Source organism: Bradyrhizobium genosp. P, from assembly GCF_049949265.1.
In the GTDB taxonomy this organism is placed as follows: Bacteria; Pseudomonadota; Alphaproteobacteria; order Rhizobiales; family Xanthobacteraceae; genus Bradyrhizobium.
In genome coordinates, this window is record NZ_CP188195.1 from 9421290 (window position 1) to 9436132 (window position 14843).

The following is a 14843-nucleotide window of genomic DNA, read 5'->3' on the forward strand; positions in this document are numbered from 1 at the left end:
CGCTCCACCCATCCTACAACTCCTAAAGCATCAGCCCCGCTCCCATCGTGATCACGCTTAGCGCCATCGCGCCGGTGGAGAGCCAGCCGAGCCAATAGAGCCAGCCACCGATCACGAAGCGGCCCATCACATTCTTGTGGCGCGCCATCAACATCAGCAGCACCATGACCGGCACGGCGAGCACGCCGTTGACGACCGCACTCCAGTACAACGCCGAGATCGGATCGATCGAGGTGAAGTTGAGCGCGATCCCGATCGCACCTGATAGCGCCAGCACCGAATAGAACACGATCGCTTCCTTTGGCTTGCGCGCCAGGCCTACCGACCATCGCCCCGCCTCGCCGACCGCGTAGGCGGTGGCGCCCGCCAGCACCGGAATGGCCAACAATCCGGTCCCGACGATGCCGAGTGCGAAAATCACTTCCGCGAACGGCCCGGCGATCGGCCGCAGCGCCTCGGCGGCCTGCGCCGAAGTCTGAATGTCGGTCTTTCCCGCGGCGTGCAGCGTTGCGGCGGCGGTGAAGATGATCGACAGCGCGATCAGGTTGGAAAACGCCATGCCGACGACGGTGTCGGCGCGGATGCGGGAGAATTCCTGCCGCGCGCCGAAGTGTTTTCTGATCAGCGGGCGTTTCGTGACATCGACCCGCTGCTCCTCGGCCTCCTGCGAGGCCTGCCAGAAGAACAGATAGGGCGAGATCGTGGTGCCGAAGATCGCGACGATGGTCGTGAAGTAGTCCGCGCTCCAGGTGAGACGCGGCACGAGCACACCGGCCAGCGCCTCGCTCCATGAGACCTTGGCGAAAGCCAGCGCCGCGACATAGGCGAACAGGCTGAGCGTCAGCCATTTCAGCACCGCGACGTAGCGCTTGTAGTCCATGAAGATTTGCGCGGCGACCGAGGTGACGCCGAACAGCACGACGTAGATGATCGCCGGGCCGCCGATCAGAAGCTTGGTCGCATCCGCCATGGCGGCGAGATCGGCCGCGATGTTGATGGTGTTGGCGATAAACAGCAGCGCCACGACGATGACCAGCAACCAGCCGGGATAGTGCCGGCACACATTGCCCGATATGCCGTGCCCGGTGACGCGGCCGACGCGTGCGGAAATCTCCTGGATCGCCGCCATCAGCGGAAACGTCAGCAACATGGTCCAGCCGATGCCGTAGCCGAGTTGCGCACCGGCCTGGCTGTAAGTGCCGATCCCGGATGGATCGTCGTCGGAGGCGCCGGTGATCAGGCCGGGGCCGAGCGCCTTCACGACATCGCCAGGGCTGAACGGTTTGCGCTGCGCCTTCGCCACGGACGCGGTGCCGGGCGTGTCGTGATGCTTCCTCGAGATTTTCCTACGTTGCGTCATGCCCGGTTCCGGCCGTCTCGACAACGGACGGATACCAGCATGGTTCCATCGATGAAACCCGGCTGAGGGTCAGCCTCCCGATGGCTGCTCGATGACGGTGGCGACACCCGGCTCGAGGATGCGGAGGCGGCGGCCGAAGCCGAGCGTATCGAAACTGGCGCGCAGATCCTTTGCGTTCTGCCGGAAATGCGCCCAGCCATCGGTATGGACCGGAACGATCACGGCGTCGGCAAAGGCGCGCGCGGTCTCGATCGTGTCGTTGGTATCCATGGTGAGATGGAACGGACCACGGGTCTGCGCCGCGCCGGCGAACGGCAGCACCACGCCGCAATCGAAGCGCCGCGCGACCTCGGCGACGCCGTCGAACCAGGTGGTGTCGCCGCTGATATAGACCGGGCGGCGGCCCGCTTGGCGTGATTGCACCACGAAACCGATGACGTCGCCGGACAATGGCTCGATCCCGGCCGGCCCGTGCCGCGCCGGTGTCGCCGTGATGGTCAGCGTGGCGCCGCCCTTCTGCAGTTCAGTCGACGCCCATGGCGCAAAGCCCTCGGTGTTGCCGCCGAGCCGCTTGGCGCCGGCCTTGGTGGTCAGCACGCGCTTCGCACTGCCGAGGAAATCGCGGCCGGAATGGTCGAGATTGTCGGAATGCTGGTCATGGCTCAGCAACACTGCATCGATCTCGCCGACATCGCGCGCGCTGAGTGCCGGTCCGGTCAGCTTCTCCAGTTTCACATGCGGCAATTGATAGTCGCCGGGCGCATCGAAGGTCGGATCGGTGAGCAGGCGGAACCCGTCGATCTCGATCAACGCGGTCGGCCCCCCGATCAGGGTGATGGTGATGCTCATGCGACACTCCTCTTGAGCGATGCGGTGGCCGCGGGGCGGGTCACCAGATAAATGCCGATCGCGACCGGAACAATCCCGAGCAGGTCACGAAACTCAACGTGTTCGCCGAGCACGAGGAACGCGAACAGCATCGCGAGCGGCGGCATCAGGAAGTGATAGGCGCTTGCGGCGGTGGCGCCACACACTTTCAGGAGATGAAACCAGAGCAGATAGGCGACGATCGAGCCGCCGACCACCAGGAAGGCGAAGGCGCCGGCGAGCCGCGCACTCGGCACGATGTCGCTGACGCTGGAGAGGGTGAAGGCGAACGGCATCACGGCAAGGCCGCCGGCGATATTCTGGATACCGTTGCCGATCCACAGGCTGCCCTTCGGCGCCAATAGCTTGAACAAGATGGTGCCGGCGACGATCGATGCGAGTGAGGCCAGCGTGAACAGGATGCCATGCGGACTGTCCGTCCCGGCGGACATCCGGTGCCAAACGATGAACGCAACGCCGGCGATGCCGAGCAGCAGCCCCGCCACCTTGCGCCAGGTCAGCACCTCGCCGAGGAACAGCGCGGCCAGCACGGCCGTGAACACTGGATTGGCCGATACGATCAGGCCGCCGAGACCGGCCGAGACCGTCTTCAGCCCGGTGTAGCCGAGGCCGAGATAGAGCGCATTGTTTGCGACGCCGAGCGCGGCGAACACGGCCGCATCGCGCCAGGTGAGATCCCATGCATCCCTGCGCACCAGCGAGATAGCGATGATCAGAATGCCGGCAAGCGAAAAGCGCGCGGCCAACAGGATCAGCGGCGGGCATTCGGTGACGCCGATCTTGCCGGCAACGAAGGCGAAGCTCCAGAGCAGGCAGAACAGGGCGATCAGGAACGGCAGGGCGTTGAAACGGCTGCGGGGCATCGCGATGGCGGGGGCGACTGACATGGGAGATTCTCCTTCCCCCTGATCTAGGTCCGCGCGTTGATATTTGGAAATTAAATGATAAACTGACATGCAGTGGATTTTCGAATGGAAGGCTTCCAATGCTCGATCTGGAGCTGTTGCGCAGTTTCGTCTCGGTGGTGGACGCCGGCGGCTTCACCCGCGCCGGCGCGCGCGTTCACCGCACGCAATCGACGGTCAGCCAGCAGATCAAGCGGCTGGAGGAGGACGTCGGCCAGCCGCTGTTGATCCGCAGCGGCAAGGACGTGACGCCGACCGAAGCCGGGGAGCGGCTGTTGTCCTATGCACGTCGGTTGCTGGCGCTGGCTGAAGAGGCGCGCGATGTGGTGTCGCAGCCGGACAATGAGGGTGCGATCCGGCTCGGGGTTCCCGAAGATTTCGCCGCCTTCCGGCTGGCCAAGCTGCTCGCCGCATTCTCGCGCTCGCATCCGGCGCTGCGGCTCGACGTCCGCACTGACCAGAGCACGCAGCTGCGGCGCGACCTCGAACGCGGGGATCTCGACCTTGCGCTGTTCAAACGTGCGGCCGGCGAAAAAGGCGGCATCGCGTCGTGGCCGGAGCGCGTGCATTGGGTCACCAGCAAGCACCATCCGCGCGACACAACGGTGGGGTCGGTGCCGCTGATCGGCTTTCCGCCGGGCTGCCTCTACCGCGCCGGTGCGATCCATGCGCTGGAGAGCGCCGGGCGCAACTGGCACATGGCTTACACGTCGTCGAATCTCTCCGGCATCCAGGCCGCGATCGCCGCCGGCATGGGCCTGAGCATCCTTGCCGAGATCGCAATCCAGGCCGATCACCGCGTGCTGACGGCGAAGGACGGCTTCGCGCCGATCGACAAGACGGAAGTGGCCCTGGTTGCAGCCCCTGATGCCAGTCCGGCAACGCTGCGGTTGGCGGAGCGGCTCGCGGAGTTCTGCGAGACCGTGCAAGCGAAGGCGGCGTAGCGAGAGGGCGACGCAAACCTCCGCTGTCGTCCCTGCGAAAGCAGGGACCCATAATCACAGGGCTGTGTTGCTGAAGTTAGTGGTGGCCCCAGCGTCATTCAACAACAACCATCGGTGGTTGATGGTGTGGACGGCCCCCTACGGCATCAGTGTGCCAGAATGAGGTTGTTGCAAATCTCAGACAAGGGAGCCGTCCGTGAGAGAGATTATCCGCATTGGAATGGATACGTCGAAGTATATTTTTGTGCTGCATGGGGTTGATGCGGCGGAACAGCCTGTGTTGCGCAAGAAGCTTGCGCGCAAGCAGGTGCTGGAGTTCTTCGCCAAGTTGCCGCCGACCGTGATCGGGATGGAGGCCTGCGGGGCCTCGCACCATTGGGCACGGGAGCTTCGCAAGCTGGGCCACGAGGTGAAGTTGATGGCGCCGCAATTGGTGAAGCCCTATGTGTCGCGGAACAAGAACGACGGTCGGGATGCGGAGGCGCTGTGTGAAGCGATGAGCCGGCCGAGCATGCGGTTCGCGCCGGTCAAGACGGTCGAGCAGCAGGCCGCGCTGATGCTGACGGGTGTCCGCGCTGGATTGATCGCCCGGCGCACCCAGCTCGGCAATATGATCCGCGGCCATGCGGCGGAGTTTGGCCTGATCGGGGCCCAAGGGACCGACAAGATCGAGCCGCTGCTGGCGCGGATTGCGCAGGACGAGACGCTTCCTGCCCTGGCACGCGAGCTGTTTACGGTGCTGGGCCGCGACTACACCAGACTCGTGGGCGAGCTGCAGGAGATCGAAGCCAGATTGATGGCCTGGCACCGCTCCGACGCCGTGGGCCGGCGTCTGGCGCAGATCCCTTCTGTCGGGCCGATCGTTGCAACGACGCTCGTGATGAAGACACCCGATCCCCATGCTTTCCGCTCCGGCCGTCACTTCGCAGCCTGGCTCGGCCTCACCCCCCAGGATCACTCCACCGCCGGCAAAACCAGGCTTGGCAAGATCACGCGGGCGGGCGACGAGGACCTGCGCCGCCTGCTGGTGATCGGGGCAACGGCGGTCATCCAGCAGGCCAGACGCGGGCGCGGCCATCACTCGCGCTGGCTGCTGGCCCTGATCAAGCGCAAGCCACCGAAGCTTGCCGCCGTGGCGCTCGCCAACAAGGTGGCCCGCATCGCCTGGAAGCTGATGGCGACCGGCGAGAGTTATGACGCCGCACGGATCAATGCCACCGCGGCAGTCGCCGTCTAACAGATTGGCCGGCTGGCGGGCTCGCTCGTCAGCCGACCCGGAGCTGCAGGAGCAGATGGAGCGATCGATCGAGCAACGATGCGAGACAGTCCGTAGGACCCATCGGCCGTCAACAGGCCGCGTGGTTGTTTGGAACTCGCATCGCGCAAACCATCTTGGCCAGCGATCCATCCGATCGCACTCAAAAGGCCGGACATATGGATGCAAGCGATCCGATCCGCTCAAAAAGCTCTTGTGCCACGGGGGCCGTCCACATATGGGTCCCGGGTCGCGCTTCGCTTGCCCGGGACAACACCGAGTGTGTTGGACGAACCGTTCGTCAATAACACCGCGCGGCGGCGAACGCGTGGACGCGGTTGTCGCCGAGGACGTGGGCCATGAAGCCGGGCGAGCCGAACACTTTTGCGAACGCCGCGTCGCGGATGCTTAAGCCCCCGGTGTAGGCGCCGAACGCCGGCATCACCGCGCGTTCGCCATCGCTGGCAAAACAGCGGCGCTCGATCGAGCGGCCGCGAGTGGGTACGCGGGCCTTCGGATGCAGATGGCCGGCGATTTCGCCGGTCTCACCCGTCGGCTCATGGCGAAACTTGATCGGACCGATCGCGACCTCGGTTGCGACCACGCCGCCGAGATCGGACGGCAGCGCCGGATCATGATTGCCGGAGATCCAGATCCAGTTGCGCCGGACCTGCAGCGCAGCGAGCGCCTCGCGGTCGGGTGCCGACAGCCGCTCATGGGCGTTGCGGTCGTGAAAGCTGTCGCCGAGCGCGATCACCATGCGCGGGTCGTGCCGCGCGATCACGGCCGACAGCCGGCTGAGCGTCGCGACCGTATCATAGGGCGGCAGCAGCACACCGCGCGCGGCGAAGCTCGAGCCTTTTTCCAAATGCAGGTCGGAGACGACGAGCAGGCGCTGCTCATCCCAGAACAGCGCGCCGGAGAAATCGGCCGTGAAGGTGACATCCGCGACGGTGATCGTCGAAACGCGCATCTCGTCAGAGTCCCCCGAAACCTGCGCGCTTGCCGTCACGTCTCAATCCCCAGAGTATGATCCGAATCGGATCATACTCTTATCCTTTTATTTATCGCGTTTTCTTCACGCGAACCGGTGTCCACTTCGCTCGAAAACGCTCCAGCGTTATGTCGTCGCCTCCCGCACGAGATCCTCGGCCGCTTCGGCCAGAAGTTCGTCGGATGCTTCGCCATAAACTGACTCGCGGCCGATTTCCAGCATCACGGGTACCGCCAGCGGCGACACGTGATCGAGTTCCTTGTGGGTGATTCGGCCGTGGATACGCGACAGCATGTCCCCGAGGCGGCGGAGATCGAGCAGACCGGTGGCGGCATCGGACCGCGCGGCGCGCAGCAGTACGTGGTCGGCCTGGTGCTTGCGCAAGACGTCATAGATCAGGTCGGTCGAAAACAGCACCTGGCGGCGGGATTTCTCCTCGCCGGTGAAGCGGCGCGGAATCAGGCCGGAGATGATGGCGCAGTTGCGGAAGGTGCGCTTCATCAGCGCGGATTCCGCCAGCCACGCCTCGAGGTCGTCGCCGAGCATATCGGGATCGAACAGGGCGTTGAGATCGAGCTTGCCGTGGCGGATCATGAAGGAGAGATCGCCGATGCCCCAGATCGCCAGCGCATATTCATTGGCGACGAAACCCAGCGGACGGGCGCGGGCGCGCTCCAGCCGCCGCGTCAAGAGCATGCCGAGCGTCTGGTGTGCGAGCCGCCCTTCGAAGGGATAGCAGACAAAATAATGCTTGCCGCCGCGCGGAAAGGTTTCGACCAATAGTTCGCGCACCGCCGGCACGCGCGAGAAATTTCGCTGCAGGGACAGCCAGTCGTGCACCTGGTCCGGCAATCCCTTCCAGGCGCTGCGGTCGTCGAGCAATTTGCGGACCCGTTCGGCGAGATAGGTCGAGAGCGGAAACTTGCCACCCATGTAGGACGGTACTTTCGCATCCTTGTCGTTGGCGCGGGAGACATAGACGTGGTCTTCCATCAGCGCCTCGTAACGCACCACCTCGCCGCCAAAGACAAAGGTGTCGCCGACCACGAGGCCCTCGATGAAGGCTTCCTCGATCTCGCCCAGCATGCGGCCGCCGCGCGCGATCGCGCCGGTCGACCCGGTTCCGCCGGCGCGCGAGCGCACCAGACGGACCTTCAGCATGGTGTCTTCGACGATGGTGCCGACGTTGAGACGATAGCTCTGCCGCACCCTGGGATTGGCGACGCGCCAGCGGCCCTGCTTGTCCTGCTTGATGCGAGCGAAGCGCTCGTAGGTTTTCAGCGCGTAGCCGCCGGTCGCGACGAAGTCGACGACATCGTCGAAGTCCGCGCGGGCAAGACCGGCGTAGGGCGCGGCGGTCTTGACCTCGGCATAGAGCTCATCCGACAAAAACGGCTCGCCACAGGCGCAGCCGAGCACGTGCTGAGCCAGCACGTCGAGGCCGCCGGTCCGAAGTGGCGGCGTGTCCTGCGCGTTCTCGGCGATGGCGTCGATCGCGACCCGGCACTCCAGCACCTCGAAGCGGTTGGCCGGCACCAGCACGGCGCGGGAGGCCTCGTCGAAGCGGTGGTTGGCGCGGCCGATTCGTTGCATCAGCCGCGACGAGCCTTTTGGCGCGCCGATATTGATGACGAGATCGACATCGCCCCAGTCGACGCCGAGGTCGAGCGAGGAGGTGCAGACCACGCCGCGCAGCTTACCGGCCGCCATCGCCTCCTCGACCTTGCGGCGCTGCGCGACGTCGAGCGAACCGTGATGCAACGCGATCGCCAACCCGTCGTCATTCATGCGCCAGAGATCCTGGAACAGCATCTCGGCCTGGCTGCGGGTGTTGACGAACACCAGCGTGGTCTTGTTGCGCTTGATCAGCTCGTAGACTTCGGGCAGCGCATGACGCGCGCCGTGGCCGGACCACGGCAGCCGCTCCCTCGTGTCGAGCATCTCGACGACCGGCGGCGCGGCGCCACCGGCGATGACGATTTCGGCAGAGGCGCTTTCGCCGCCCGGCTGCGGCACCAGGAAACGCGCGAGCTGCTCGGGCTCGGCCACGGTCGCCGATAAGCCGATCGCGCGCAGCTGCGGCGCGATCTTCCAGAGACGGGCGAGTCCGAGCGAGAGCAGATCGCCGCGCTTCGAGGTGACCAGCGCGTGCAGCTCGTCGAGCACGATGCGCTTCAGCGAGGCGAACAGAAAGGGCGCATCGTCGGATGCCAGCAGCAGCGCGAGCTGCTCCGGCGTGGTCAGCAAGATATCCGGCGGGTAGCGCCGCTGCCGCTGCCGCCGCGACACCGGCGTGTCGCCGGTGCGGGTCTCGATCTTGATCGGCAGCCCCATCTCGGCCACCGGCGTTTCCAGATTGCGCGCGATGTCTACCGCGAGCGCCTTCAACGGCGAGATGTAGAGCGTGTGCAGCCCGCCGCTGCGGCGGACGTCGCGGCCGGTGGAGATGAGGGTGGGGCGCGTCTTCTCCGCCGCAGCTGCTTTACCACTTGCGAGTTCGTCGGGCTCCTTCCCCCTGAAAGGGGGAGGGTTGGGGTGGGGGTCAGCCGCTTGCTCCGCGCCTGCGGCTGACCCCCACCCGTCCCGCCCGGCAGCGCTATCGCGCGCCGGAGCGCGCCGACCTCCCCCTTTCAGGGGGAGGTGATCGGAATCCCTGCGATCCAATCCACCGCTCAACTCCACCAGCGTCGGCAGAAACCCCGCCAGCGTCTTGCCGGCGCCCGTGGGCGCGATCAGCAGCGCGGAACGCTCCTCACGCGCTTTCGCGAGCAATGCGAGTTGATGGTCGCGCGGCGACCAACCACGCGTGGCGAACCAGTCGCGAAACCGGCGCGGCAGCAGATCGGCCGCCTCTGGCGGCGGGACGGAGAAGAGATCGAGCGTCGACACGCCCAAGAGGTAAGTGGTTGACGGCGCTTCGTCGAGGGTGGGCGAAGATGGCGGCAGGTGGCACTGCCGCCGCTCACCTCGCCCCGCTTGCGGGGAGAGGTCGGATTGCATCGTTAGATGCAATCCGGGTGAGGGGGTACCGGCCTGGCCACGCGCATACCTCGCGGTGAGAGCCCCTCACCCCGCCCTCTCCCCGCAAGAGCGGGGCGAGGGGGACGAAAGAGCGAGCCCCCCTACTCCACCACGGGACTGTCGGAAATATCCCAGTCCTTGCCATTGAAGATCGAGATGTAGAGCGTCTTCATCGGTGTGTAGTCGTCGGGCGTGTAGGCGTAATTGACGCCGTCGAGGAAGAACGGCGAGTGGTAGCCCGCGAGCGTGGTGGCGTGCTTCAGCACGTTGGCACGGGTCAGTTCGTCGCCGCAGCGGCGCAGGATTTCCGCCATCGACGCCACCTGGCCATAGCCGGCGAAGGCGATGGTGTTATCGGGATCGACGTTAGGCAGGTACTTCTTGCGCAGATCCTCAAACGCCAGCGAATCGGGATCCTTCTCCCAGCGGCCCGGTCCGGCCTCCTTGGCGTAGCGGATCGCGACGATGTCCCTGGCGTTCTCGAAACCGGCGGCGCTGAGGATCGAGCGGCCGGTCGAGCCTGCCGACAACAGCTGCAGCGGCTTCCAGCCGAGTTCGGCGACCTTGCGGATCGATTGCGACGACGCCTTGCCGGTGCTGATGTTGTAGAACACATCGGCGCCCGACTTCGAGAGGTTGATGAGCTGGGAGTCGATCGTCGGATCGGTGAGATCGTAGGTCTGCTCCATGATCACCTGCGCGGTGCCACCGGCGTCGGCCAGCACCTTCTTGAAGGGGCCGAGGAAGTCGCGGCCGAAATCGTCGTTCTGGTAGAGGATGCCGACCTTGGCATTCGGCTTCACGCCGACCACGTGCTTAGCCAGGATGCGGCCCTCGGTCGGATAGAGCGGCAGGCCCGCCATGGTCCATTTGTTGTTCTTCGGGTCGTTCCACTTCGAGGCGCCGGTATTCAACAACAACTGGGGGACGCCCTTGGAATTGAGATATTTGTGCACGGCGGTCTGCGGCGCGGTGCCGAGCGAACCGTAGAGCGCCAGCACCTCCTCCTGCTCGACCAGCCGGCGCGTCGCCTCGACGCATTTCGGCGCACTGTAGGCGTCGTCCATGGTGAGGAACTTGACCTTGCGGCCATTGATGCCGCCGCTCTCGTTCAGCATCTGGAAATAGGCTTCACCGACGCGGCCGAGCACGCCATAGAGCGAACCTGGACCGGAATGCGGCACGGTCTGGCCGAGCTTGATCTCGGTGTCGCTCGCGCCGGGATCGTATTTCTTCTCGGCGCCCCAGACGAACGGCGCGGGCAAGACGGAGGCTGCGATGGCCGACAACGCGGTGGCGCCGAACTCGCGCCGTGTCTGCTTTTTCATTGTTTCTCTCCCTGGAACACAAGCTGTCGCATTCCGCCTCGTGCCGGGCAAGCGCGAACTCGCGGCGTCGCCCCACAATGCCGCGTTACGGGAAATCCGTAGCGTGTAGACTCAAGTTTTGAGCACGACGACGACGAGGCCGGGGGCCGGGATATTGTCTTCGTTGCGCGCCGAAAGGTCTTCGAGCTGGGCCAGGACCAGCCCTGCCGCAGCGACGGCCGTACGCACGCAAGCGGCACCGTGCGCGTAGCGCAGCCCGTCGCCGACGATGACGCCCTCGCCGTCATGGGTTTCGGTGGTGAAGGCGAGCACGCCGCCGGGGACCAGCACGCGCCTCGCCTCGGCGAGCATCGGCGCGAGATCGGCGACATAGACCATCGCGTCGGCGGCGAGGATCAGTTCGGCGCTGGCGTCGGGCTTGCTACCGATGCCCTTCAGCATGTCGTCGACCTCGAGCTCGGCATAGAGGCCGGTCGCGTGCGCCTTCTCGATCATGCGCGGCGAGATGTCGATGCCGATGAAGCGATCGACGTTTTTCGCAAATGCGCCCGCCGCCAACCCGGTACCGCAGCCGAGGTCGATCGCGCGCTTGAAGAAGGCCGGCTTCCTGGCGGATGCCCGCACCGACAGCACGGCCTTGAACAACAGCGCCGGGCCGCGATAGTCGAGACCACCGACGAGGGCGGCCTCGAAACGCGGTGCATATTGATCGAACAGCGTCTGCACATAGGCCGTCGGCATCGAGTTGACTGCCTCGGCGCCGAGCTGCATCAGGCGCATGCTGGCGCCGTGGTGATCCTCGGGGTCGGCATCGCGCGCGGCCCGGAACGCCGCAATCGCAGCCTCACGCTGGCCGAGCTGCTTGCGGATCTCGCCCAGCGTGAACCAGGCGGAGGTGAATTTCGGCGCCAGCTCGATCGCCTGTTCGAACAGGTCGGCAGCCGCCGGCAGGTCGCCCTTCAATTGCAGGTCGCGCGCGAATTCGTAGCGACGGTCGGCGACGAGATCGCCGGAGGACAGGAACAGGCGCGCGGGCATAGTCTCTCTATTTGACTCACGGTTCACCTCGCCCCGCAGGGGAGAGGTCGGCGGGACGCGAAGCGTCTCGCCGGGTGAGGGGCTGAAGTCTATCGAGGAACCAAGACCCCTCACCCGCCACGCCTTCGCTACGCTTCGGCGCGGCGACCTCTCCCCGGTGGGGAGAGGTAAAAGTCGCCGCGACAGCTCCTATATACAAAAGATGCGCCCGCAAGACATCCTGATGCCCGTTCCGGCCGGCCTGTGCTGCAAGCCCGGCGGCTTCCATATCGATCCGGTCAGGCCCGTGGAGCGCGCGCTGATCACCCACGGCCATTCCGACCACGCCCGCCCCGGTCATGGCGCGGTGCTCGCCACGCAAGAGACGCTCGACATGATGCGGTTGCGCTATGGTGACAATTTCGCCGGCTCGACGCAGGCCGTCAGCTACGGCGAGGAAATCAGGCTCGGCGATGTCACCGTGACGTTCCATCCGGCGGGCCATGTGCTGGGCTCGGCGCAGATTGCCGTGACCTGCAAGGACACCCGCATCGTCGCCTCTGGCGACTACAAGGATGCGCGCGATCCGACCTGCGCGCCGTTCGAGCTGGTGCCCTGCGACGTGTTCATCACCGAGGCGACCTTTGGCCTGCCGGTGTTCCGCCATGGCGACGCGGCCGATGAGGTGAAGAAGCTGCTGGCCTCGGTAAAGCTGTTTCCGGAGCGTGCGCATCTAGTCGGCGCCTACTCGCTCGGCAAGGCGCAGCGCGTGATGGCGCTATTGCGCGAGGCCGGCTACGACGCGCCGATCTACCTGCACGGCGCGATGGAGAAGATCACCTCCTACTATCAGGAGCGCGGCATCCCGCTCGGCGAGCTCAAGCCCGCGCGCGGCATGAAGAAGGCTGAGCTGGCCGGCACCATCACGCTGGCGCCGCCGAGCGCAACATCCGATGTCTGGACGCGGCGCTTTCCCGATCCGGTCACCGCCTTTGCCTCGGGCTGGATGCGTGTGCGCGCCCGCGCCCGGCAAGGCGGCATCGAACTGCCGCTGGTGATCTCTGACCATGCCGACTGGGACGGCTTGACCGCGACGATCGGCGCCACCGGCGCCGGTGAAATCTGGGTCACCCACGGCCAGGAAGACGCGCTGGTGCATTGGTGCAAGACCAGAGGCCTTGCGGCGCGGCCGCTCGATCTCGTCGGCTATGGCGACGAGGATGAAGGCGAGGCGGCGCCGACCGACGTGACCGAGTCCGCCGGCGAGGCTGAGACATGAACCGTTTTGCCCAGCTACTGGACCGGCTCGCCTATGAGCCCGGCCGCAACAACAAGATCAAGCTGCTGGTCGCGTACTTCCGCGAGACCGAGGATCCCGACCGCGGCTACGCGCTGGCGGCACTGACCGGCGCGCTGTCGTTCAAGCACGCCAAGCCAGGATTGATCCGCGACCTGATCACCGAACGCGCCGACCCGGTGCTGTTCGGATTGTCGTACGATTATGTCGGCGATCTCTCGGAGACGGTCGCGCTGATGTGGCCGAAATCTTCTCCCTCTCCCGCTTGCGGGGGAGGGTCGGGGTGGGGGTCTCTCCACGCGATCACCAAGCGGAAAGAGCCCCCACCCGGATCGGCCGACCGCGCTGACGCGCCGTCCGCCGGTCCGACCTCCCCCGCAAGCGGGAGAGGTGAGGACGACCGGCCGCTCAATCTCCACAACAACCCGCCCCCACCCACCCTCACCGAGGTCGTCACCACGCTGCGCACGCTCGGCAAGGCCGAGCTGCCGGCACAGCTTGCGCGCTGGCTCGACGAACTCGACGAGACCGGGCGGTGGGCGCTGCTGAAGCTCGTCACCGGCGCGATGCGGATCGGGATTTCGGCGCGGCTGGCGAAGACCGCGGCGGCTGCGCTCGGGACTAAGGACCCGCACGAAATCGAGCTGATGTGGCCGGGGCTGACGCCGCCCTATCTCGATTTGTTCGCCTGGCTGGAGGGCCGCGGCGAGAAACCCGTCAACCGCGATCCGACGCCATTTCGTCCAGTGATGCTGGCGCATGCGATCGAGGACACGGATTTCGCCAATCTCGACGCCGCCGATTTCAGCGCGGAATGGAAGTGGGACGGCATCCGCGTGCAGGCAGTGTCCGGGCGCGACGCGCGCGGCCAGATCCAGGGGCGGCTCTATTCGCGCACCGGCGAGGATATCACCGGCAGCTTCCCGGACCTGGTGCCGTCACTGCATCTGCCCGGCGCGATCGACGGCGAATTACTGGTACTGCGCGAGGGTCGTGTGCAGACCTTCAACGTGCTGCAGCAGCGGCTGAACCGGAAGGTGGTCTCGCCGAAGCTGATCAAGGAATTCCCGATTCACCTGCGCGCCTACGACCTGCTCGGCGATGACGAGAACGATCTGCGTGAGCTGCCGTTTGTCGAGCGCCGCGCGCATCTCGAAAGCTTCATCGCCAGGCTGGACGATCCGCGCATCGATTTGTCGCCGACGATTCCGTTCGCGAGCTGGGAGCAACTCGCCGCCGCGCGTGCCGATCCGAAAAGCGCCGGCGCCGGCGATGATGCCGACGCGGTCGAAGGCGTGATGCTCAAACGCCGCGACGCACCGTATCTGCCCGGACGGCCGAAGGGGCCGTGGTGGAAGTGGAAGCGCGATCCGCACATCATCGACGCGGTGCTGATGTACGCGCAGCGCGGCCACGGCAAGCGCTCGTCGTATTATTCCGACTATACGTTTGGCGTCTGGACAAACGGCGAAGCCGGCGACGAGCTGGTGCCGGTCGGCAAGGCCTATTTCGGCTTCACCGACGAGGAGCTGTTGCAGATCGACCGCTTCGTTCGCCGCAATACCACCGAGAAATTCGGTCCCGTCCGTCATGTCGTGCATGAGCCGGACCAAGGCCTGGTGCTGGAAGTCGCATTCGAGGGATTGCAACGCTCGCCGCGTCACAAATCCGGCGTCGCGATGCGCTTTCCCCGCATCAACCGGCTGCGCTGGGACAAGCCTCCGCGCGAGGCCGACCGGCTGGAGACACTTGAACGGATGTTAATGACTGTGACACCGAATTAACTCGACCGTCGCATGGCAGCCATTGACCGCGGTTGCCGGGTTCCCCATGT

At 65.6% G+C, this 14843-nt stretch carries 11 protein-coding genes; 4 read left to right on the forward strand and 7 right to left on the reverse strand.

The window, feature by feature from the left end:
- Positions 1-22: 22 nt before the first annotated feature.
- From ACP2YO_RS45285 to ACP2YO_RS45295, 3 genes are all read right to left on the reverse strand, one after another.
- Positions 23-1360, reverse strand: a complete 1338-nt coding sequence (locus ACP2YO_RS45285; RefSeq protein WP_426437605.1) for an NRAMP family divalent metal transporter — start codon at positions 1358-1360, stop codon at positions 23-25.
- A 69-nt stretch (positions 1361-1429) separates the two neighbouring features.
- On the reverse strand, positions 1430-2209 hold the full coding sequence (locus tag ACP2YO_RS45290; protein WP_426437606.1) for an MBL fold metallo-hydrolase: 780 nt from the start codon (positions 2207-2209) through the stop codon (positions 1430-1432).
- On the reverse strand, positions 2206-3135 hold the full coding sequence (locus tag ACP2YO_RS45295) for a DMT family transporter (protein ID WP_426437607.1): 930 nt from the start codon (positions 3133-3135) through the stop codon (positions 2206-2208). The genes ACP2YO_RS45290 and ACP2YO_RS45295 overlap by 4 nt, the downstream gene beginning before the upstream one ends.
- A gap of 98 nt (positions 3136-3233) precedes the next feature.
- On the opposite strand from ACP2YO_RS45295, the gene ACP2YO_RS45300 reads away from it, so the two are divergent.
- Both ACP2YO_RS45300 and ACP2YO_RS45305 read left to right on the forward strand, forming a co-directional pair.
- Positions 3234-4097: a LysR family transcriptional regulator gene (locus ACP2YO_RS45300; RefSeq protein WP_426437608.1), complete on the forward strand. Its 864-nt coding sequence runs from the start codon at positions 3234-3236 to the stop codon at positions 4095-4097.
- Between the two features lie 196 nt (positions 4098-4293).
- Entirely contained in the window at positions 4294-5334 is a 1041-nt protein-coding gene (locus ACP2YO_RS45305) for an IS110 family transposase (protein WP_426437609.1), read from the forward strand.
- A 319-nt stretch (positions 5335-5653) separates the two neighbouring features.
- Here the strand turns inward: ACP2YO_RS45305 and pdeM are convergent, their stop codons facing one another.
- The 4 genes from pdeM to ACP2YO_RS45325 all read right to left on the reverse strand — a co-directional run bounded on the left by pdeM (position 5654) and on the right by ACP2YO_RS45325 (position 11733).
- Positions 5654-6325: a ligase-associated DNA damage response endonuclease PdeM gene (gene pdeM, locus ACP2YO_RS45310; protein WP_426437610.1), complete on the reverse strand. Its 672-nt coding sequence runs from the start codon at positions 6323-6325 to the stop codon at positions 5654-5656.
- A 147-nt stretch (positions 6326-6472) separates the two neighbouring features.
- A complete protein-coding gene (locus ACP2YO_RS45315; protein WP_426437611.1) occupies positions 6473-9346 on the reverse strand; it encodes a ligase-associated DNA damage response DEXH box helicase in 2874 nt (957 codons plus the stop codon).
- Between the two features lie 122 nt (positions 9347-9468).
- Positions 9469-10695: an ABC transporter substrate-binding protein gene (locus ACP2YO_RS45320; RefSeq protein WP_426437612.1), complete on the reverse strand. Its 1227-nt coding sequence runs from the start codon at positions 10693-10695 to the stop codon at positions 9469-9471.
- A gap of 111 nt (positions 10696-10806) precedes the next feature.
- A complete protein-coding gene (locus ACP2YO_RS45325) occupies positions 10807-11733 on the reverse strand; it encodes a methyltransferase domain-containing protein (protein ID WP_426437613.1) in 927 nt (308 codons plus the stop codon).
- Positions 11734-11935: 202 nt separating this feature from the next.
- Between ACP2YO_RS45325 and ACP2YO_RS45330 the strand changes: the two genes are divergently transcribed.
- Both ACP2YO_RS45330 and ACP2YO_RS45335 read left to right on the forward strand, forming a co-directional pair.
- Positions 11936-12991, forward strand: a complete 1056-nt coding sequence (locus ACP2YO_RS45330; protein WP_426437614.1) for a ligase-associated DNA damage response exonuclease — start codon at positions 11936-11938, stop codon at positions 12989-12991.
- The gene (locus ACP2YO_RS45335; RefSeq protein ID WP_426437615.1) at positions 12988-14793 is read left to right on the forward strand and encodes a cisplatin damage response ATP-dependent DNA ligase; all 1806 of its coding nucleotides are present in this window, start codon (positions 12988-12990) and stop codon (positions 14791-14793) included. Before ACP2YO_RS45330 ends, ACP2YO_RS45335 begins: the two co-directional genes overlap by 4 nt.
- Positions 14794-14843: the final 50 nt, after the last annotated feature.